This is a genomic window from Chitinophaga sp. YR627 (genome assembly GCF_900114995.1).
Taxonomy (GTDB): domain Bacteria; phylum Bacteroidota; class Bacteroidia; order Chitinophagales; family Chitinophagaceae; genus Chitinophaga.
In genome coordinates this window covers 212,937-234,529 of sequence record NZ_FOUX01000009.1, presented here as the reverse complement: position 1 = coordinate 234,529, position 21,593 = coordinate 212,937, and the positions used below count along the sequence as shown (strand labels likewise).

Genomic DNA, 21,593 nt, shown 5'->3' with positions numbered 1-21,593 from the left:
GCTACTTGTGATTTTGTAATCTTATAACGAGCAGCCACCTGGCTCATGCTTTGGTCCCCAGCCATATATTCGGCTACGACTTTATTCATGAATGACTGCTCATATTGAAATTGCATTCCTAGACGCCCTTTACGTCCCTCATTGTTTGAATTTTGCATGTTTTACACTTTTTAAGGTGTAAACCTATTTCAGGATCATACAGATGCCGTTTAGATAAGGCTTATCCTACGTTAATCTTACGTTCCGGAACGTAGGATTAACGTAGGATAATGAATATTGAAACGGCATCTGGTCAATAGTCATCCCTGTTTATATGGTTTAACCAACTTGTCCTGAATAGCCCCTCTCGTATCATTTTCCGACATTTCCTGCCTGCACGATAACAAAACACCGAATTGATGTGTATTATATTCCCCTGATATACACTGTATAACCTGGTTTAAAATTTGTAACCTGATCCCAGGAACAGCGACTCATAAGCATAAACCATATTTAGTATTGTTACATCTCAGCAAAGCAAACAGCCCGGTGCGCCCCGAACGCAGGTGGATAACAACCTTGTTATGCGCCTTTTTTCTTTGTCTGTATGGACAGACCTACGGACAAACGCCCACACCCGTTGACACCCTGAAAACGGATTCTACTACCGCAGATCGTGTAAAAGCGGTGAAACAGGGAGAGGATCTGTCATCACAATATGACCTGGGTGACCTTTTAAGGGGTATTTTAAACAAAAAAACGGATCTGTCGGGGAAAACCCGCTCAGGTGTCATAGTCATCCCAAATGTGGCTGCAAATCCCAGTATTGGGGCACAGATAGGGATCAAGGCAGTCGCCGGTAAAAAATTCGGCAGTGACCCCAATACCCTCATGTCGGTAGGGGCCACCTCCGCTTCGATTACCACCAAAGGGATCATCTACTTCTATATTAGCCATAATATCTATACATCAGGTAACAAGTGGAACTTCCAGGGAAGCCTGGTAGCAGCAAAGACGGTCACACCCGACTATGGCCTGGGTATTGGCAGGGCCACGGAAGGTACGGAACTGGAACATGTGCTGAACAACCCTGACCGTAAACCAAGGGGCTTACACGCACAGTTTTACAACTTCCGTGAAAAGGTCTATAAAGAAGTGAGCAAAGGGCTCTTTTTAGGCGGAGGTGTATCTTTTGATATCCGCAGGAAAATTGATGAGAGAGATTCCACAAATAGTCCGACGCCCTACAATATTTACAGCGACAGCCATGGTTTCAAAAGGGCACACTATATGGCGAACGGCCTGCTCTTCAATGTGCAGTATACAACCCGTGATAACCAGAACAGGGCTTATAAAGGAGTTTACTTAGATGCGGGTTTCAGGGCCAACCAGACCTGGTTGGGGAGTACAAGAAACGCATTGCAGTTTTCCACAGATTTCAGGAAATATGTGAGTCTGTCAAAACAACATCCTGAACATGTCCTTGCATTCTGGAACTGGAACTCATTCCTGCTGGCAGGTAATGTACCTTATCTTGAATTACCTGGTACCGGTAAAGACCCGAATTTCCGTAGCGGCCGTGGATATACCGTTGGGTACTTTAAAGGCACACAGTATAGCTACGCTGAAATGGAATACCGTTTCCCGATACTGCGAAACAATTTAATCAGCGGTGTAGCTTTCTTTCACCTGCAAACAACCAACGATGAATCCGGCACTAAGATATACCAGGTATTACAACCCGGCGGTGGCGGTGGATTACGTATCCTGTTCAATAAAGTAACGCGTACGAATTTATGTCTTGACTATGCCTGGGGTAAGTTTGGTGCAAAAGGCTTCTTCCTTGGTTTGAATGAAGCGTTTTAGTCGGGTAAAGAAAATGATAGAGACGGTCAATAAAACTGTTATAAAAGAGAATGGTCCGCTATCTGGCGGACCATTCTCTTTTAAATCTTACCTGTCGCTTACGAATGTTGATGCTCAACTTTTGCAGGCTTGCCCACCACGGCAACAGCAGGTACTGCTCTTCTGTTCTTCAGCCATTTCCGTATCGGTGTATCGATATATTGCAACACCAGATAAGCCATTGCTGTCAATAGTACTGTACCGGCTATCATGATCCATACCATGGTTGGTAATGAAGGCTTATACTTCTCAACATAACTCATAAACAGCCAGATGAAAGGATAGTGGATCATATACAGCGGGTAGGAAATATCTCCGGAGAACTTACAGATCTTATGGCTGAAATGATTGGTCTGCGCACCTGCTCCCAGCAACACAAGAAAAGGGAAAAAGAAGATCACCACCAGTGGATCGAGGTACCAGTTATACTTTTCCGAAAAAGGAATCATAAAGGTAGCCAGTAGTAATGCCCCTATCAGCATAAATCCGATTTCGGAACGGATGATCTTACCGGAACGATAAGCCAGTATGCCGGCCAGGAAGGAATAAGCAACCCTGGCAGCACCAGCGGAGACATTGTCACCACCCCATCCCACGGCGAGGAAATTCGCCTGTTTGGAAGCGTAGAATAGCGCACCTGCTGCAAGGATAGTCAGTACCCAGAGGATCTTAATATTCTTTATCCGCACCAGCACCAATGCATAAAAAATATTGGCGATGTATTCCCAGAACAACGACCAGGTAGGAGGGTTCAGATGGAAAAGATTAAAATACCGCTCCTTTACCAGTGGATAGGGGATCATCAGACTGGCAGACAAAAACACCAGCAGCGTTTTACTGGCATAGGTCTGATAGAGATTGCTGAACGGATCGAATATAAATACGATCAGCCCGATCAATGCGCCGATGACTACCAACGGATGCAGGCGGATCAGCCTTAGTTTCATAAACTCAACAACACCTATTTGCGCAATTTTAGTGTCGTAGGCATAAGCGATGACAAATCCGGAGAGACAGAAAAAGAAATCGACAGCGAGATACGAATGTGAAATGAAGCTGTTGTGATAGTCGGGAACGGCAATCTCCATAAAGTGGAAAATGACTACTGCAATGGCCGCAAGCCCTCTTAGCCCGTCTAGAATTTCGAAATGTGGTTTAGTAATTACATGAGGATCCTGTGTCCTGTTTACGTGCATGACTTCTTTTTAATTGTGGAATATTGAGACCTGGGCGCAAATATGCGCCATAATCTGCTAAGATGCAAGCCCTTACTACAGCACCGGTAAAAAGGGTGGATGACTGAACTATCTCATCTGCTGAGTTGTTCTGCTAATGGATCATTAATAAAATGCCATGAGAGAGGAACAAAAGATACCATCAGCAGAGAATCCTGTAAAATTATTAAAGCTGGAAGTAAAGCAAGCCAAACACTGGGCAGCAGGCATCCCGGCCGTATTGGCCGCACTCAGTGATCTGAGGGAAGAACACATTGCTATCAGAGGAATGATCGCCCTGTTTAAAATGAATCAGCGGGGTGGCTTTGACTGTCCCAGCTGTGCATGGCCCGATCCGGATGATGATCGGTCTCCGGTTGGTGAGTATTGTGAAAATGGCGCGAAGGCACTTGCAGAAGAAGCAACGACGAAAAAATTGACAGCTACTTTTTTTGCACAAAACGCAGTAGCTGATCTGGCAAAACTCACAGACTATGAGATCGGTAAAAAAGGCCGTCTCGCCGAACCAATGTATCTGCCCAAGGGAGGGGCTTATTATCAGCCGATCTCCTGGGAAGACGCCTTCAAAAAAATTGGGACACACCTGAATGCATTGGCTTCTCCCAATGAAGCAGCCTTTTACACGTCCGGCCGTACCAGCAATGAAGCCTCTTTTGTATACCAGTTGTTTGTCAGGGAATTCGGCACCAACAATATGCCGGATTGCTCTAATATGTGTCATGAGACCTCAGGTGTTGCCCTGAGTGAATCCATTGGATTGGGCAAAGGGTCTGTAAAGCTGGAAGACTTTTACGATACAGATGTGATTATCATCATTGGTCATAATCCAGGCACCAATGCGCCGCGCATGATGAGCGCCCTTGAAAAAGGTAAACGTAAGGGTGCGAAGATCATTGCCATCAATCCACTGCCGGAAGCCGGATTAATGGGATTCAGGAATCCGCAGCAGGCAAATGGTGTGCTGGGACATGGGGTTAAACTGGCCGATCTGTTCCTGCAGGTAAAGATCAACGGGGATATGGCCCTGCTGAAGGCCATTGAATTATTGCTCTATGAAGCAGAAGAACAGCTGCCGGGACAGGTCTTTGATCATGGATTCATCGCTAAAAATACAGTCGGATATAAGGCCTTTATCGAACAATTGAAAACCTACCGCCTGGAAGAACTGGCCGCCGCGTCCGCAGTGCCGGTTAGTGAAATAAGGGCAGCAGCAGAGATGCTGCGGAATAAAAAAAGGATCATCATCTGCTGGGGTATGGGACTCACACAACAGAAGAATGGTGTGGATATGCTGAAAGAGATTGTGAACCTGCTCCTGTTAAAAGGCAGTATCGGTATACCTGGTGGTGGTGTTTGTCCGGTACGTGGTCACAGTAATGTACAGGGAAACCGTACGATGATGATCATGGAGAAACCACATAAAGATCAGCTGGACCGTTTGCAGGCAGTATTTGGTTTCAACCCGCCCCGCGAGCATGGATATGATGTGGTCAAAGCTATCAAAGCCATGCATGAAGAAAAAGTGAAGGTCTTCTTTGCCATGGGTGGTAATTTCCTCTCCGCTACACCGGACACGACGTTCACTGCAGCTGCTATGAGAAAGCTGAAACTGAGTGTATATGTGTCTACAAAACTAAACCGTGGCCACCTGGTACACGGCGAAGAAGCATTGATATTACCGGTGCTCTCCCGTAGTGATATAGATATGGTAAATGGAGAGGCGCAGTTTATCAGCACGGAAAACTCCATGGGTGTTGTTCAGGCATCTAAAGGGATGCTGACACCGGTGTCAGATCAGTTGCTGAATGAAACACATGTTGTATGCAGAATGGCAAAAGCGACGCTTGGGAAACGTTCTGTGGTGGACTGGGACCTGTTTGAAAATAACTATGATGCTGTCAGGGATGCCATCGCTGCCTGTATACCCGGGTTTGAAGATTATAATAACAAGGTAAGACAACGCAATGGCTTCTATCTGCCAAATGGCCCTAGAGAAGGCGTTTTTAAAAGTACTACTTCAGATACGCATGCGGCGTTTTCATTGACCAGTGTTCCTCTCAATCAACTGGCCGATGATGAATATGCAATGGCTACAACGCGCACGCATGATCAGTTCAATACAACTATCTACGGACTGGAAGACCGTTACAGGGGAATTAAAAATGAACGTCGTGTCATCTTCATGAATCCTGCTGATATGCAGAAGGCAGGTTTCACAGAAGGAGATAAAGTAGATCTCTTTAATTATGACGATGGCATAGAACGAGTTGCCCGCCTGTTTATAGTGGTACCTTACAGTATTCCTGTAAAGGATACGGTCACTTATTTTCCTGAAACTAATGTATTGGTCTCAATCAATAATGTAGTGGATGAAAGTAATATGCCTGCATCCAAACGTGTGGTGATAAAGATCAGAAAACATTTACCACAGCAGGAATAGCTGGCACTAGGTATTCCACTTTAATACCCCTTTAAGCACCTTCAGGGCATGCTTGGTATCCATGGACAGGCCCGCAATGATCTCTTTCAATCCCTGTGCGAGATTGTCGAGGTTATTCTTTTCCGTCTTCCAGTCAATGAACCGGACGCCCTGTACATTTTTTGCAAACCCCTGTAAAAATGCATATCTGGGATGATTGAACAGGTTATTGATCTGTTGTTGCAGGTCCTTCACCTGTTCCTGTAAAGTGGTATTATACAGGCGCAGTTTTTCATTGGTGAGCTGATCCGGATGTCTGTCTTCCTGCTGGATCCAGTTCAGTTCCAGTTCCAGCATCGTCAGCAGATCCCCCTTTTCCCGGGCGATGGTCAGCTGCTTCATGAGTTCTTCTTTTAACTGTATCCTGGCAGGATCCTGTTCCAGATCGGGATGAAATACTTTGGCCAGTTGTCTGTAGAGATGGTGTACATTTTTTCTGCGCAGTTCTTCCAGCAGGCGTTCTTTTTCTTCTTTCTGTAGCTGCTGTTTTGTTTTACGTTTATCATTTCCTGTTGGCTCCAGTTCGGTTGTCTTCATCGGCAGTGTCGTTTCAGCTGTCTCTTCTTCCTTTTCTTTCGCAGCAGTAGCGGCCCTCAGTTTAGCAAGGTATTGTTCTGTGAGGTCCTGGTAAGTGACTTCAGACAGGGCATTGAAAATCTCCAGTAACTCGCCTTCCGGCTCTTCCTGCTGATAGCGGAATATCTCATGCAGCTGATTGATGATCAGCAGGCGAAGGGCTTCTTTCTCATGTCCGGAGAGTCCTTTGGAAATAGTCATGAACTCATTCATCAGTACGACGACGGCTGACCGCAGACCAACCACCTGTTGCATCTGTGGATAGATCTGCTTCAGATAAAGCTGCAGCTGCTTATCGAGGATGGCAGCGGTATCTTTCAGCTCCTGCCGTAGCTGGGCAATTTTCTGTATGAGTTTATTAAAGGTCTGTTGTTCCTTACTAAGTCCGGCTTTTTCTGACTGATTGATAATCAGTTCTCCGGGTCGTTTATTCAGTTCCTGCGACATATTCCCTGCTTTGGGGGCAAAGTTACAAAAGAAACTGTCTTGGGCCTGAAGTGTTTACCTGTTGAGGGGACATGCGTAGTAGGAAAGAAGTGCCTCGGAATTTCAGTAAATTCATAGCAGAAATCTTAGTTATGAAAATAATAGCCCTCACATCCCTGTTAAGCCTCATACAATGGGTAACGCACGTATCACCGGACTTCCCTTCCGGGACTATTGCTGAAACACATTTATCCACCGTCCGGGAACCTGCGGCAGCAGATAACAGGGGGATCGTTTTCTTTTCTTCGGATAATGGCGCCAGCTGGAAGAACACCAGCAACGGATTACCCGCTGACGCGAAAATAGGCTTGGGGGCCATTGCTGTCGGAGAGGGAATAGTGGCTATTGCTGTCCGGAATTATGGAGTATATCTTTTTAATGAGAAGTTAAATCGCTGGAAGGAGATTCCTATGCAGGTAAATATTGTGGCGGCCAATCCGGCAGCCCTGATCTTTCATAAGCAGGCTATTTACCTGGGCACACAACATGCAGGCGTTTTTTCTTCAAAAGATAATGGGAAGCACTGGCAACATATTGATGCCGGATTGGTAAGCCAGACCATTCGTCGCTTTGTGGAAATTGACAATAAATTATATGCAGGCACGAACGCTGGTTTATTCAGCTATAACGAACATAAAAAACAATGGGTGCAGGTGTATGGTAACAATACGATGCAGGTGAACGGGATTACTGCTGATGGAGCTCATATCTGGATTGGTACCAATCAGGGTGCTTTTTTTACATCAAAAATGCGATCTGACTGGCAACAGGGATTAGCCGGTCATTCTCTTCATAACATAAGTACTGTGGGAAATACGCTGTATGCGATGACATATAATGAACTCTTTGCCTCCACTGATGGTGGTACAAGCTGGAAGAGTGTACAGCAGGGAATGCCGCACGACTTTTATACTTTCAATGTAGTGGCCAGTCAGGGAACTGTTTTTGCTGGTCAGTGGGATGGGGTTTACCGCAAGGTTGAGGGACAACAACGCTGGGAGCGTTATGGTAGTGGTCTGCCACCCCGATTTGCATTGACCAACATGAAGACATATAAGGGGTTCCTGATTGTTAGCGGAAGCGAAGCAGTACGGAAATAGTTATTGTATTAATAAGCAAAGGGCCATCTCAGTTTATTTTTGAGATGGCCCTTTACTTATCAGTTACAGGAGACGATTATAAGGTCTTCGGAGAATATACTTTTAATACGCCGTCATCTTCGCTGCTCACGATCAGCAGGCTTTTGCCGGTAGGGCTATTCGCAGCTGATACAAACAGTACGCCTTCCGGAGCATCACCTGATTTCAGGAGCTGCAGGAAGGATGGCGCTTCAGGTTTGGTTACATCGTATACAGCAACTGCATCTACTCTTTCCATACCAACGAAAGCGATATTTTTGTTACCTACTTTACCGAGGGTGATACCTTCTGGTTCTACACCTTTATCATCACTACGGTTATCGTCATAATAACCAGCAGCATTTACTTTTGTTTCCAGTTCGTTTTTGCTGTCATATACCAGTGTACCACTGGTACCGTTCCATACGCTGAAAGAACGTGCACCGAAGGAGTACAGGGATTCATAGATACCATCACCGTTCACATCACCCAGGGTAGATGTTACGTTCAGACGGCCCAGTTTAGCATCGCTCTGTAAGTCAGCTGCATTAGGGAATGCAGTTGCGTCCAGCGTAAGGCTTTTAATACGTCTTGCTTCTGCAAAAGCGGTGTATTCACGTACATCACCTTCGTTTGCGGTGAACAGGTAAGGAATACCACCATCTGTCTGTAAAACAGCGATAGCGTCTGGCATATAGATGCCTTTTACCGGCCATTTACCGAAAGCAATTGTATTGTCCTTATCAGAAGGGTCGATCGCATTTGCATCCTGATTATAGTCTTTGAAACCCAGTGGGAAGATGTTGGTGGCAGTTTTAGTAGTCAGGTCGATCTTCGCGATGGCGTTGTTTTCCTGCAGCGTTACCCAGGCAGTTTTAGAATCTGGTGATACCGCGATATATTCCGGTTCCATATCCTGTGCAAAAGAGGCATTCGGACCGAATACGCGCAGACCTTTCTGTTGCAACGCTGCCTGCTGAGACGCGAAGCTGCTGAAGTCAATGTTTACAACACTGTAGTTATCGCTCACGCTGATCACAGAAACAGAACCTACCGGATCGTTTGAGTAATCTGCACTAGGTTCGCCTTCATTGGCAGTCAGGATATATTTACCATCCGGGCTGAAAGTTACCATGTCTGGTAAAGCACCGGTAGCGATTGTCTTGATCTCTGCATAGCTATTGGTATTGTAAACGGTAACTCTGCCAGGCTGTTGTTTGTCCAGGGATTCAATAGCAGCAGCCAGTTTCCCATCGAATACAGATACGCTGTTTACAGCGCCGCTGTTGGTTGGAATAGAGTGGATCACCTTCATTTTAGCGGGATCGCTCAGGTCTATCACATCGATCTTATTAACGCCGCCGTTATTCACGACAAACAGTCTTTTCGTAGTTGGATCATAAGCGCTGATCTCAGCTGCACCAGCTTCACCAATGTCCAGTGTACCAATTTCTGCGAAAGTGGAAGCGTCTTCATTAACGATTGATTCACCAGGCATGTCATCTTTAGAACAGGCCGCCAGGATAGCCATTATGGCAAATGGTAACAGGTGTTTGAATTTCATATTTGCATATAGGTTTGAGGCGGCAAGAGTACAGAAGGCAGATGAACTTAATGTTAAGGAAAGGTTTTGAAATTATTAACGCTGGCTAATCTTATCTACATCGGTGGGGGGAATTGGGATAGTGTCAGACAAAGGGCAGCTACCCGGCGAGCGGTATGACCTGATCGAGTCCACATACACGCCATGTATATGGCTGGTAAAGGGCTGGTATTGCCCGGATCAGTAGGATATTTGTCACCTAAATGATCAGTTGGGTTGCGCGATTACTTTTTCAACAGTCCGCTAAGTGTTATATTTACTTTCACAGAGATCTCTATACCCGGTAAAACAATTCAGATATGCAGGCAGACGCTGAAATATATGTACGTTCGATCAGGGCGCTCTGCCCCGACCTGACTGATGAAGAACTTGCTCAGTTTGCCGCAAAACTAACCCTGCTGGAGCTGGATAAGAAAGACCTTTTTATTCAATCAGGTAAAGTTCAGAAGGCGCTGGGCTTTGTTACCAAAGGCCTGATCCGGTCGTTTTTCGTAGACCTCAATGGTAATGAGATCAATGTTGGTTTCTATGCGGAGGGTGATTATGCAACACATTACCCGGCGTTTATCACCCGTCAACCCAGCAGTTACACGATCCAGTGCCTGGAGCCGACCACCTTCCTCTGCCTGACATTCGAAGACCTGCAATGGATATACCAGCAGTACCCAAAGTTTGAGAGGTATGGCCGGCTGGTGGCAGAAGAGATCCTAAAAAGGCAACAGGCGCGTATAGAAAGCTTTGTTTTTCAGACCGCTGAAGAACGTTATCTTGATTTTGCGGAGCACCATGCCCCCTTATTCAACAGGGTCTCATTATCCCAGCTTTCCAGCTATCTCGGTATCGAGCGGCAGACACTTACCCGTATTCGCCAGAAATTAGCCCATAAATAGTTTTTGACGCATTTGCGTCAGGTCCCCCTTTCACATATACCGGAGCTTTGCAGTATCAACTTAAAACAAACTGCAATGGCAAAGAATATCTTACTTATACTCGGTCATCCTTCAGAAAATTCTTTCTGTAATGCGCTGCTTGATGCCTATCGTAAAGGTGTGGAAAGTGCCGGCGCTAATACCCAGACCATCTACATATCAAAACTGCATTTTGATGTAAATCTTGCAGACGGTTATAAAACAGGCGAAGCAATGCAGCTGGAAGAGGACCTGCGCACTGCACAGCAACAGATTCAATGGGCTGACCATGTTGTGATGGCTTACCCTAACTGGTGGGGTTTTATGCCCGCCCTGGCTAAAGGGTTTATTGACAGGGTATTACTGCCCGGATTTGCATTCAAACACCAGTCAGGCAAAGTCTTTCCGGAAAAATTACTGAAGGGCAAAAGCATGCGCTTACTCGTAACAATGGATACGCCCAAATGGTGGTTTTACCTGATCTATCGCGCATCGCAATACCAGATCCTTAAGTCCATCGTCTTCGGATATGTAGGATTTGATCCTATCCGGTTTTCTACTTTCGGATTCATCAGAAAATCAACCGAAAAGCTGCGCAACAGCTGGCTGAAAAAAGTAGAACAATCAGGCAGACAGTTTAAATAATTCTGACAAATGTTTCTGCCGACTAACAACCAAACATATTCATCACAAACAATAAAACCTACAGTTATGAAACACAATACCAGACATACAGCTGCAGCTATCAATCCTAAGAAAGGTTTCAGGATTCATTTCCTCGTTTTTCTGTTAGTCACCCCATTGGTATGGCTGGCATGGTATCTCACCGATACCACTTACCCATGGCCGGCATGGAGTACTGCTTCCTGGGTAACAGGCGTGCTATTTCATTACCTGGGTGTGTTTGTTTTTAAGCCTTGTCAGCAGCAATGCGCCGCACCTGCCTCCCGGTAAACTGAAAAGAGTTATATTTATTTTGTTGTTAATTTGAAAACCAGAAATATGAAAGCGCTGATCATCGGGGCTACCGGAGCGACCGGAAAAGACCTTACCCATGTATTATTGCAGGACCCTGCCTATACAGCAGTCGTGATATTCGTACGTCGTTCCAGCGGGATCAGTCATCCCAAACTGACCGAGATAATGACAGATTTTGATAAACTGGAAGAGGTGGCGGATGCCATCAGGGGAGATGTATGGTTCAACTGTATGGGAAGTACTTTGAAAACGGCAGGCTCAAAAGAAAAACAGTGGCATATCGATTATGAGATACCTTTAAAGTTTGCAGAGATAGCAAAGAGAAATGGTGTTCCTAAAGCGGTAGTAGTGTCTGCATTTGGGGCCTCGCCCAGGAGTAAGGTCTTTTATTCCAATATGAAAGGTAAGCTGGAGGAGGGTGTTGAAAATCTGGCATTTGATCAGTGTATCATATTTAAACCCGGCATGTTGTTAAGAAAGGAGACAGACAGGTCAGGAGAGCATGTATTCGGCGGTATACTGAAGTTCCTGAATCGGCTGGGATTGATGAAGAAGTTCCGTCCACTGGAGACGTCTTTACTGGCGCAGAAATTGGCGAAGGCGCCAAGGGTACTTCCGGCAGGAAAACACGTCATATCATTGGAGAAGATTTTTGACTTTTAAAAGTGATGGGATCTGAAGAATATCTAATAGCAACAATTTGAAATTACATGATATGAAAAAACTGTCGGGTACGTCTGATGCTGATTTATTAGTCCTTATGGCATTTAAACTTAAGAATAGGGTTTTGTTTCCTGAGAAGTTGGAAGATGCTAAGAAATGGCTTGCGAAGGTCCGGGTGAAAAGTACTTGACAAGTTTCAATCAATATAATTTAAGAGGTGTCATCATTGACACCTTTTTTGTTTGTTGAGGTTTGGATGGCAAGAGCTTATACTATCAGTAGGGGTAACAAGTAGATACTCAAAATAATATTATCAAAACAAATTTCTACTAACACCCCTTTAATATCACTAAAATAAAATCATTAAGACTCCCATATCTCAGAAAATTGCAAAAACATGCAAAATTGACCTGAATTATTTTAATCTTGGCACGGAAATCATAATTGAAAAATTCCGGTTATCTAATTTAACCCGCTAAAATTCCAAAATTTACAAAAATCTAAGATGATTAAGTTCAACAGATTAAGAGGTCTCAGCGTACTTGCGTGTTTAGTTTACACTTGTCAGATGCAGGCACAAAAAAGGATAGCGCCTGCGTATCCACTTATTACTCACAATCCCAATTTTAGTATCTGGTCTAATACGGATCAGCTGAACAGTTCGACAACGACACACTGGACAGGCGCCGATCATTCGCTTTTAGGAATGATCAGTGTAGATGGAAAGTTGTATCGTTTTTTGGGTAAAGAGGTAACAAAATATAAAACGGTATTGGCGGCAGCTGATGAGACGCCTTATGAGGTGAGTTATACAGAAACGCAGCCTGATGCGAACTGGACTGCACCCGATTTCAAAACAGCCAGCTGGAAATCTGGTCAGGCGCCATTTGGTGATGATGAAAAAAATGTAAAGACATTATGGAAATCTGACAATATCTGGGTGAGAAGAACTTTCACAGTGAAGAATATTGCCAGCATCAATGATTTGTTGTTAAAGCTTAATCATGATGACAATGTCGAAGTATTTCTCAATGGTAACAAGATCTATGAAACAACTGGCTGGACCAGTAATTTCAAATATCTGCCGGTTAATAAAAGCATGCTGAAAAATGGTGAGAACACAATAGCCATTCATCTTGCGAATAGTGCAGGTGGCCGCTACCTGGACTTTGGTTTGGTAGATAAACAAAAGAGTGCGTTGGGTGAAAATCAGGTTGCGCAACAAACAAAGGTTGATATTGCCGCAACGCAGACTACCTATGAGTTTACTGCCGGTAATGTTGACCTGCAACTCAAATTTACGTCACCGCTTTTGCTGAATGATCTGAAGCTGTTATCCCGTCCGGTATCCTATATTACGTATGCTGTAAAAGCAAACGACGGAAAACAACATGCTGTTAAGGTCTTTATGAGTGCATCATCTGATATCGCAGTTTATCAGCCATCTCAACCTGTTGCGGCAAAACGTTATGATGCAGGCAACCTGTCTGTTCTGAAAGTAGGTACTACAGAGCAGCCTGTATTGCAAAAAGGTGCAGATGATATGCGTATTGACTGGGGATACTTTTATGTAGCTGCTGAGAAAAACAAAGGTGCCGTTCAATACATCACAAAGGGCGCTGATGCGATAGAGACCTTTAAGAAAGGCGTGACTGTGTCATCCGCATCAGAAGGAAAATCATTATCGCTGAATACAGTTCTCCCATTTGGTACTGTTGGCAGTAATAAGGTTGAGCGCTTTGTTGAACTGGGCTACGATGAAGTGTATGCCGTTCAGTACTTCAATGACAACTTAAGACCCTGGTGGAATGCTGCTGGCAACGAAACCATAGAAGGACAGCTGATCAGTGCAGACAATGAATATAATACTGTCATGCAGAGATGTAATGACTTTGACAAGGAAGTATATGCTACTGCATTGAAATCGGGTGGTGAAGAGTATGCACACATCTGTGTACTGGCTTATCGTCAGAGTATTGCTGCACACACCCTGGTGAAAAGTCCGGACGGTGAATTATTGTGGTTGTCAAAAGAGAATAATAGTGGTGGTTTTATTAACACAGTGGATGTAACATATCCTTCTGCGCCGCTTTATCTCATATACAATCCGGAACTGATGCAGGGTATGTTAACAGGCATATTCCACTTCAGTGAGACCGGTAAGTATCCGCATCCATGGGCTGCGCATGACCTGGGAACATATCCTAAGGCAAATGGTCAGACTTACGGCGAACCTATGCCTGTCGAGGAATCAGGTAACATGATTATTTTATGTGCTGCTATTACTAAAGCGCAGAAAAATACAGATTATGCTAAGAAACATTGGCAAACACTGACTACCTGGGTGGATTATCTTACCAAGGAAGGACTTGATCCTAAGACACAGTTGTGTACGGATGATTTTGCCGGTCACCTGGCGCGTAATGCCAATTTATCTGTTAAAGCAATCGTTGCCATTGGATGTTATGCACAGATGGCAGAGCAACTGGGAGAGCATGAAACAGCCAAAAAGTACCGTGCCATTGCTGAAAGCATGGTGCCAAAATGGATAGAGATGGCTGATGCCGGAGACCACTATGCACTCACATTCGACAACAAAAACACCTGGAGCCAGAAATACAATCTGATATGGGACAAGGTATTAGACCTTAATCTGTTCCCGCAAAAAGTATATGACACGGAGACGAAATACTATCTCACAAAAGGAAACAAATTTGGTATACCACTGGACAGCCGTAAATCCTATACTAAAAACGACTGGATCGTATGGACAGCTACCTTTGCGCCGGAAAAAGAGCAGTTTGAAGCATTGATCAAACCACTTTACATACATGCATTGGAGACGCCATCCCGTGTACCGCTGAATGATTTTTACGATTCTGAAACAGGTATCCGTGAAAACTTCAAAGCAAGAAGTGTTGTAGGCGGATTCTACATGAAAGTCCTGTCTGATAAATTACACACTAACTAATACGATATCATAAAAATACAGGTCTGTACAGCAACTATCAATTAACACAATTGATAGTTGCTGTATTTCATTCTAATCAAGCGAATTAAATGAACAACAACGCCCTTCCTACAAAACCTCATTACCAGGTATTAGATGGATTACGTGGTGTGGCTGCGATCATCGTTGTATGGTTCCATCTTTGTGAACCACATGCTACCAGTCACCTGACACAATGGATCAACCACGGCTATCTTGCGGTGGACTTTTTCTTTTTACTCTCCGGTTATGTAATAGGTTATGCATACGACGACAGGTGGGACAAACTTACAGTAGGTACCTTTTTAAGACGTCGTTTTGAGCGTCTGCAACCTCTTGTGATCCTGGGGATGACATTGGGTGCAATTGGTTTCTATTTTACGGAGTCTACCATCTGGCCATTGATCCATACCGTACCCGTATGGAAAATGTTGCTGGTGATGCTCATTGGTTATACCATGTTGCCGGTTCCATTGTCCATGGACATACGTGGCTGGCAGGAGATGCATCCGTTGAACAGTGTAGGGTGGTCTTTATTTTTTGAATACATCGCCAATATACTGTACGCATTAGGGATCAGAAAATTACCCAACTGGGCTTTGGCGATCCTGGTGAGTCTGGCAGCAGCAGCATTGGTACATTTTGCTGTAACCAATGCTAATGGTGATGTAACAGGCGGCTGGACATTAACATTAGAACAGGTGCGGGTAGGGATGACGCGCATGATGTATCCATTTTTTGCAGGCCTATTATTATCAAGGATAGGGAAACCAATACATGTGAAAAATGCTTTTCTCTGGTGCACCTTGCTGGTAGCGGCGATATTGTTCATGCCACGTATTGGCGGGGCAGATCATTTGTGGCTCAATGGGCTGTATGAGGCAGTATGTATCATTCTGGTTTTCCCCGTAATAGTGCTGATGGGTGCCGGAGCAACGGTAACAGGCAACAGCGAACATAAGATCTGTAAATTACTGGGTGATATATCTTATCCGCTGTACATGACCCATTATACCCTTGTTTATTTCTATGTGGGATGGGTAAGCGACCATAAAGGAATAACAATGGCAGCGTCCTGGCCATATGCGTTAGCAACTTTCTTAGGGGCAATTGCGGTCGCATATGCGAGTTTGAAACTATTTGATGAGCCGGTACGTGCCTGGCTGCGAAAGAAGCTGAGGTAATAATAAGGGGTTAATACAGGTGGCAATTCCTGTTATTAACCCCTTTACAGTCCGTTAGTGTATTTAACCTCAATTTTTCTTAGTCTTCACCTGAGATATTACTCCGCTAAAGATGCTGATTCTATTTTCTGAGACAATGCGATAAAAGGGTAATCTGTTTTTGACATGTTGACGTCAAAATGTGAACCTTCCTTTCGTTGGAATGCAAAAGACAAAGGAGATGTTGCTGAACTATGCATAAAAAAGACAAGAAATGGCACCGTCAATTTTTCATTGGGTCCGGAACTTCCCTTTTCCGGCTTGACCTCAAATGATAATGACATATTAACCAACTTGTGCTGAATGGTATCAATCGCGTTAAAATATATGCTGTTCCGGGTATAGATGCATGGTATTGTATCAATAGTATGGTCATCACTTTCACAGATCAGATCAATACGGGCAACTCTCAGGCTATCTGCTTTATTCCGCCATATTTTACGAACTCTTACTTTAAGTTCTGTAGGAGCCTCCCATATATAAAAATATACTTGCCGTGAATCGCTAATAGTGCTACTGAAGGCCTTCGCTACTACAACTGATATGAAAGTTAGTGTACATATTAGTAGCAATTTTTTTATCATGATTTATGTACTTATTTGGATATTATTATTGAGAATCTGTATTATTTGAAGCGTTGGCTTTTTCTTTCGCGTTTATATACCTTTGCGCATTTTTCCGCAGCGTTGAAAGTTGACGTTCAGTCAAACTAAAACTTTGAGCGTTGGCGATAGACCTTTGGTAAAAGATTGCTCCAGGCTTACCTTGGCTAACTGTGTTAGTACTGGTGTTTAATGTGTTCGGCTTTAAATTTCCAATAAGTACCCAGTTGAAGTTTTGTCCACCAAGAGGTTGTTTTACATCATCTTCTGATGGTCTCACAATGTTGCCTGTATTATATATCGAACCGTCGCTTGTTTTAAAACTAGCGGACTTTGAAAGTTCGAAATGGTAAGGGGCTAAATCAAACTTTTGCGTTGTTGTATTATAGAAAAAAGCCCCGATAGCATGGGAATGAATTATTGTAATCTCCTGGTTTTTTTCGTCATTGTTATTTGAATATACAAACTCATTGATATTTTCAGGAGTTGCCATAACGCCCCCCTGAAGCCTGGCAGGCTGAGAAATTCCTGGTGTTACTTCATTTCCATTAACGACGGAAACATATCCTTCTGCTACTGTTGCACTCGCAGTCTTCTTTAACATGTCAATTGTAGTTTGTAATACAGTAAGAGATGTATGATAGGAGTCGAATTCCTGAGGATTTTGATTGATGCTAGGATCCCTGGCTACTGATTTGATATGATTTGCAACATTTATGTCGCTTACAATCCTCAATGAGGTTGACTTCCCAAAACTACCCAGTAATTGTCCTTTAGTTGAAACATACAGTTCCATACCATCCAGATCAATTCCTTGTATGGGACTATTTGAAGCAAACTGATAGGGAGTCAGTTCCGGATATTTTTTTGTTAGCGGGTCGACGGAAAGAAATTTAGCCAATGTATTTTCTGGAACATTCACATATCCGATTATACTATCCTTACTATCCAGCATATAGATTTTCCTATCTTTTGCTGCAATTAATAATGACCGGTTGCTATTTGTTGTATCCCTGTTTGCAACATATATACCGGCATTATCTTTCGTTCTCACATAGTTTGACTTAATAGTATATCCGAACTGTTCGTATGGATTATTGATCTGCGTATATCCGGTTTTGAATATGAATAGTATAGCAATGGTCCAGACAGTCTTTTTATTAATATTCATTAGTAGATGATTATTTATTTGCAGTTATTGTTGTTTTCTTACTTAGTTTGTTCTGCTTTATCCAGTTATTATACTCGTCTTTTGATGAATATTTATAGCCCAATTCAATTAATCTGGCATCAATGGTCTTAAGCATTTGATATGCTTCTACTTCCTGATCTTTCTGCAGTTTTTGAGTTTGTCGCAATGCCAACCGGTAATGCTCATATTTTACCATCAGTAAATTAACTGATGTAGGAAAGTAGCGTAATGCCGTATTACAAATGGTCAGATCAAAATCTTCAATACCAAATTGAAACTGGTAGTTAACAGCTAATTCTTTTAGAACGAGTGCTATTGACTCTTTAAGTGTAAGAGCTTGCATATAGATGCCAGACTTAATTTGTTCTACCGTAACCCCGGTTTCCTGCATAATCCACTCATCTCTTGCAAAGCTTCCACTTGTCATCTCAAGATTAACCCACTTACCTTGTTCATCTTTATGTTTAATGTAACAATGTATCGGTGCCAATGCGAGAAACCCTGAGGTACCTAATTCTTCTACAAGTATTTTATAAAGAAAGGGTAATGAATTACAGTTCCCCTTATTAGTTCGTAACAACTTTGTTACAAATCCTACAGTGGGATCCTTATCATCCAGAAAGTGATCAAAGTCGTAGGTGAAGGGGCGAAAATTATTCTCTTGAATAGAATCCGTCATATAGGTGAACGCAGCCCAGTTGCCCGCAGTACGGAACTTTTCCAGGTGTCTTTTCTCAATCATCTGCCGCAGTTTTATTGCGATTTCGGATATTTTGGTATTAAACTGTTCATAAGACCAGGCTCCGTTCAGATATGCATTTTCCATCAGGAAAACCGCTTTTTTGAAATTAGGAGGTTTTCCTCCGGAGAGCATTTGATTTATTTCAGAGAACGCTGCATAATACAGTTGTTTCTGGGGTTGATTATTATTCAATGTTGGACCAGGCAAGGCATAGGAGCTTAAATATGTTATCATCAATAACACCATCCCCGCTAATAACATCCCAGACTTAGCTTTCATTTAGGTACAAGAATAGTTTTTTGCTAATTGAGTACGAACAATCCACAATCGGAATATAAAGTTATATTCTTTTAGAGAAAATATATAGTTTTTTAAATATGTTTTGCGGTATAGCATTCATTTGTTGCAAAAAGGCACAATTTAGAGGGAGTTAAAAAGTAGTCAGCTGCTGTCACTACGAATGAACTGCAAAATCTCCTCTATTTAAACGATTTTTCTCACTGACGGTAGCATATTATGCTACTGATGGATTTTTGGAGAACTTACTGATTGACGATAGATTATGATGAAATGAAACTTATAGGGACGTTTATTTCTTAGAAATATTGATTCACAGATTGTTTGAGTAAAAACGGTAAATTTAGCGATGAGGTCAAATTTTCTCAAACCTGTAAAGGTCTCGCTCTTCCCTCATTCTCAACTATGTAAAACAAAAAAGCCTCCAAATCTTTCGACTTGAAGGCTTAAAGCTTGCGGACCAGACGGGACTCGAACCCGCGACCTCCGCCGTGACAGGGCGGCATTCTAACCAACTGAACTACTGATCCTTCCCTTGTTTTCGGGGCAGCAAAGATAGCAACAAACAAATCAATTTTGCAAATCTTTTTTAAAAAATATTTTAGCGTTTATCTTTACAGCGTACTTTAACCAATTTTATACACAAATATGCAATTCCTGGATTTTGAGAAACCTATTGAGGACCTGTATGATCAGTTGGCAAAACTGAAGGAGAATGGCGCAAAGTCGGGTGTAGACGTTACAGCTACAGTAAAGGAGTATGAGCAGAAGATCGCTGATACCCGCCTTGAAGTGTACGACCACCTGACCAGTTACCAGAAGGTACTGCTCAGTAGGCATCCCGATAGGCCCTATACCCTCGCCTACATCGAGAAGATGTGTACCAATTTCGTGGAGCTGCACGGCGACAGGAATGTGAAAGACGATAAAGCCATGGTCGGTGGATTCGCCGAACTCGATGGTGAAACTGTCATGTTCATTGGTCAGCAGAAGGGGATAAATACCAAAATGCGTCAGATCCGCAACTTTGGGATGGCCAACCCGGAAGGTTACAGAAAGGCGCTTCGCCTCATGAAACTGGCTGAAAAGTTCAACAAGCCTATTGTTACCCTGATAGATACTCCTGGTGCTTATCCTGGTCTGGAAGCTGAAGAGCGCGGACAAGGGGAAGCTATCGCCCGTAATATTTTCGAAATGGTGAAATTACGGGTGCCGGTTATCTGTATCATCATCGGTGAAGGCGCTTCTGGCGGTGCACTGGGTATCGGTATTGGCGACAGGATCCTGATGCTGGAAAACAGCTGGTATACAGTAATCTCTCCGGAAAACTGCTCCACGATCCTCTGGCGTAGCTGGAATTTCAAAGAGAAAGCTGCCGAAGAGCTGAAGCTGACTTCAGATCATATGAGCCGCTTTGGCCTGGTGGACGGTGTTATCAAGGAACCGCTCGGTGGTGCCCATGTGAATCCGGACGAAATGGCGGAAATTCTCAAGAAGAAGATCAAGGATACCCTGGCAGAACTGAAAAAGATCGACGCCGATACCCGTATCGAGCAGCGTATCGACAAGTTCAGCAACATGGGCTTTTTTGAAGAGCGCTAAAAATATTTCGTTATATACCATTCCAAATTATAATCTTTGCACCTCTTTACGATTGATAAAGAGGGCGATTTGGAATTTGTTATCTGGAATCTACACTCAATATGGAACAATTGAAAGGCACCGGTGTGGCACTGGTTACGCCCTTTAAAAAAGACGAAAGCATCGACTGGAATGCTTTGGAGAAAGTGATTGATCATGTGATTTCCGGCGGGGTTGACTACGTAGTATCCCTGGGGACGACCGGAGAAACTCCTACACTTAGCTCAGAAGAGAAGCTGGACATTATGAAATTTACCTTCGAAAAGGTGAATAAACGTGTACCGGTGGTTGTAGGCATTGGTGACTACAATACCCGCGACGTTGTCAAGCGACTCGAAACCTGTCCGCTGGATGAAGCTGCTGCTGTACTGAGCGTTGCTCCCTACTACAGTAAGCCCAGCCAGGAAGGATTGTTCCAACACTATAAGGCCGTTGCAGCAGCATCTCCCAAACCGATCATCCTGTACAACGTACCTGGCAGAACAGGTCGTAACATGACAGCGCAGACAACCCTGCGCCTGGCGAAAGAGGTAGCCAACATCGTGGCAATGAAAGAAGCCAGCGGTGACATGGTACAGTGTATGCAGATCATCAAGGACAAACCAAAGGATTTCCTGGTTGTCAGCGGTGACGATGCACTGGCATTTCCTCAGATCGCAACCGGTATGGACGGACTGATCTCCGTGGCAGCTAACTACTTCGCGAAGGACGTATCTGACATGGTGAAGGCTGCGCTGGCCAGCGATAACGTAAAAGCCCGTGAATTGCATTATAAACTGCAGGATTCCTTCGACCTGATGTTCGAAGAGAATAACCCTGCCGGCGTAAAAGCATTCATGGCAGAAGGTGGATTGATCGAAAATGTATTCCGCCTGCCGGTAGTGCCGGTAAGCGAAGGTTTACACAGCCGTATCGCCGCTTTCAACAAAAACTACAGGTAAACCGCGAAGCGGTAGAAATAAAGCGCCCCGTTCTGC

General features: G+C 43.8%; 16 protein-coding genes and 1 tRNA gene. 11 read left to right on the top strand and 6 right to left on the bottom strand.

Going from position 1 to position 21,593, the window contains the following annotated elements; genetic code table 11:
- Positions 1-498: 498 nt before the first annotated feature.
- Positions 499-1,845 carry a BamA/TamA family outer membrane protein gene (locus BMZ72_RS36195; protein WP_089816440.1) on the top strand — a complete coding sequence of 449 codons (1,347 nt, stop codon included), beginning with the start codon at positions 499-501 and terminating at the stop codon, positions 1,843-1,845.
- Positions 1,846-1,943: 98 nt separating this feature from the next.
- Here the strand turns inward: BMZ72_RS36195 and BMZ72_RS36190 are convergent, their stop codons facing one another.
- The gene (locus BMZ72_RS36190) at positions 1,944-3,080 is read right to left on the bottom strand and encodes an acyltransferase family protein (RefSeq protein ID WP_089816438.1); all 1,137 of its coding nucleotides are present in this window, start codon (positions 3,078-3,080) and stop codon (positions 1,944-1,946) included.
- A gap of 157 nt (positions 3,081-3,237) precedes the next feature.
- Here BMZ72_RS36190 and BMZ72_RS36185 point away from each other — a divergent pair, with 157 nt between their 5' ends.
- On the top strand, positions 3,238-5,559 hold the full coding sequence (locus tag BMZ72_RS36185; RefSeq protein ID WP_089816436.1) for an FdhF/YdeP family oxidoreductase: 2,322 nt from the start codon (positions 3,238-3,240) through the stop codon (positions 5,557-5,559).
- 6 nt (positions 5,560-5,565) lie between these two features.
- Here BMZ72_RS36185 and BMZ72_RS36180 read toward each other — a convergent pair whose 3' ends face one another.
- A complete protein-coding gene (locus BMZ72_RS36180; protein WP_089816434.1) occupies positions 5,566-6,621 on the bottom strand; it encodes a hypothetical protein in 1,056 nt (351 codons plus the stop codon).
- Between the two features lie 131 nt (positions 6,622-6,752).
- On the opposite strand from BMZ72_RS36180, the gene BMZ72_RS36175 reads away from it, so the two are divergent.
- Positions 6,753-7,760, top strand: a complete 1,008-nt coding sequence (locus BMZ72_RS36175) for a WD40/YVTN/BNR-like repeat-containing protein (RefSeq protein WP_089816432.1) — start codon at positions 6,753-6,755, stop codon at positions 7,758-7,760.
- A gap of 76 nt (positions 7,761-7,836) precedes the next feature.
- Here BMZ72_RS36175 and BMZ72_RS36170 read toward each other — a convergent pair whose 3' ends face one another.
- Entirely contained in the window at positions 7,837-9,342 is a 1,506-nt protein-coding gene (locus tag BMZ72_RS36170) for a choice-of-anchor I family protein (RefSeq protein WP_089816430.1), read from the bottom strand.
- A gap of 338 nt (positions 9,343-9,680) precedes the next feature.
- On the opposite strand from BMZ72_RS36170, the gene BMZ72_RS36165 reads away from it, so the two are divergent.
- The 6 genes from BMZ72_RS36165 to BMZ72_RS36140 all read left to right on the top strand — a co-directional run bounded on the left by BMZ72_RS36165 (position 9,681) and on the right by BMZ72_RS36140 (position 16,103).
- Complete coding sequence (locus BMZ72_RS36165) at positions 9,681-10,271, top strand: Crp/Fnr family transcriptional regulator (protein ID WP_089816428.1); 591 nt, start codon at positions 9,681-9,683, stop codon at positions 10,269-10,271.
- 75 nt (positions 10,272-10,346) lie between these two features.
- Positions 10,347-10,934 carry an NAD(P)H-dependent oxidoreductase gene (locus BMZ72_RS36160; protein ID WP_089816425.1) on the top strand — a complete coding sequence of 196 codons (588 nt, stop codon included), beginning with the start codon at positions 10,347-10,349 and terminating at the stop codon, positions 10,932-10,934.
- A 66-nt stretch (positions 10,935-11,000) separates the two neighbouring features.
- Positions 11,001-11,243, top strand: coding sequence for a 2TM domain-containing protein (locus BMZ72_RS36155; RefSeq protein ID WP_177223053.1), 243 nt, complete (start codon positions 11,001-11,003; stop codon positions 11,241-11,243).
- A 48-nt stretch (positions 11,244-11,291) separates the two neighbouring features.
- Positions 11,292-11,930, top strand: a complete 639-nt coding sequence (locus tag BMZ72_RS36150) for an NAD(P)H-binding protein (protein WP_089816421.1) — start codon at positions 11,292-11,294, stop codon at positions 11,928-11,930.
- A 505-nt stretch (positions 11,931-12,435) separates the two neighbouring features.
- A complete protein-coding gene (locus tag BMZ72_RS36145; RefSeq protein ID WP_089816419.1) occupies positions 12,436-14,901 on the top strand; it encodes a glutaminase family protein in 2,466 nt (821 codons plus the stop codon).
- Positions 14,902-14,990: 89 nt separating this feature from the next.
- The gene (locus tag BMZ72_RS36140) at positions 14,991-16,103 is read left to right on the top strand and encodes an acyltransferase family protein (protein ID WP_089816417.1); all 1,113 of its coding nucleotides are present in this window, start codon (positions 14,991-14,993) and stop codon (positions 16,101-16,103) included.
- A gap of 648 nt (positions 16,104-16,751) precedes the next feature.
- Here BMZ72_RS36140 and BMZ72_RS36130 read toward each other — a convergent pair.
- The 3 genes from BMZ72_RS36130 to BMZ72_RS36120 all read right to left on the bottom strand — a co-directional run bounded on the left by BMZ72_RS36130 (position 16,752) and on the right by BMZ72_RS36120 (position 19,505).
- Positions 16,752-17,915 carry a hypothetical protein gene (locus tag BMZ72_RS36130; protein WP_089816412.1) on the bottom strand — a complete coding sequence of 388 codons (1,164 nt, stop codon included), beginning with the start codon at positions 17,913-17,915 and terminating at the stop codon, positions 16,752-16,754.
- A 10-nt stretch (positions 17,916-17,925) separates the two neighbouring features.
- The gene (locus BMZ72_RS36125) at positions 17,926-18,957 is read right to left on the bottom strand and encodes a hypothetical protein (RefSeq protein WP_089816410.1); all 1,032 of its coding nucleotides are present in this window, start codon (positions 18,955-18,957) and stop codon (positions 17,926-17,928) included.
- Positions 18,958-19,431: 474 nt separating this feature from the next.
- Positions 19,432-19,505: transfer RNA gene (locus BMZ72_RS36120), tRNA-Asp, on the bottom strand.
- Positions 19,506-19,623: 118 nt separating this feature from the next.
- Between BMZ72_RS36120 and BMZ72_RS36115 the strand changes: the two genes are divergently transcribed.
- Together BMZ72_RS36115 and dapA are read left to right on the top strand one after the other, a co-directional pair.
- Positions 19,624-20,577 (top strand): acetyl-CoA carboxylase carboxyltransferase subunit alpha, encoded by a 954-nt coding sequence (locus BMZ72_RS36115; protein ID WP_089816408.1) that lies wholly within the window; start codon positions 19,624-19,626, stop codon positions 20,575-20,577.
- Positions 20,578-20,678: 101 nt separating this feature from the next.
- Positions 20,679-21,557: a 4-hydroxy-tetrahydrodipicolinate synthase gene (dapA, locus tag BMZ72_RS36110; RefSeq protein ID WP_089816406.1), complete on the top strand. Its 879-nt coding sequence runs from the start codon at positions 20,679-20,681 to the stop codon at positions 21,555-21,557.
- The last annotated feature ends 36 nt before the right edge of the window (positions 21,558-21,593 follow it).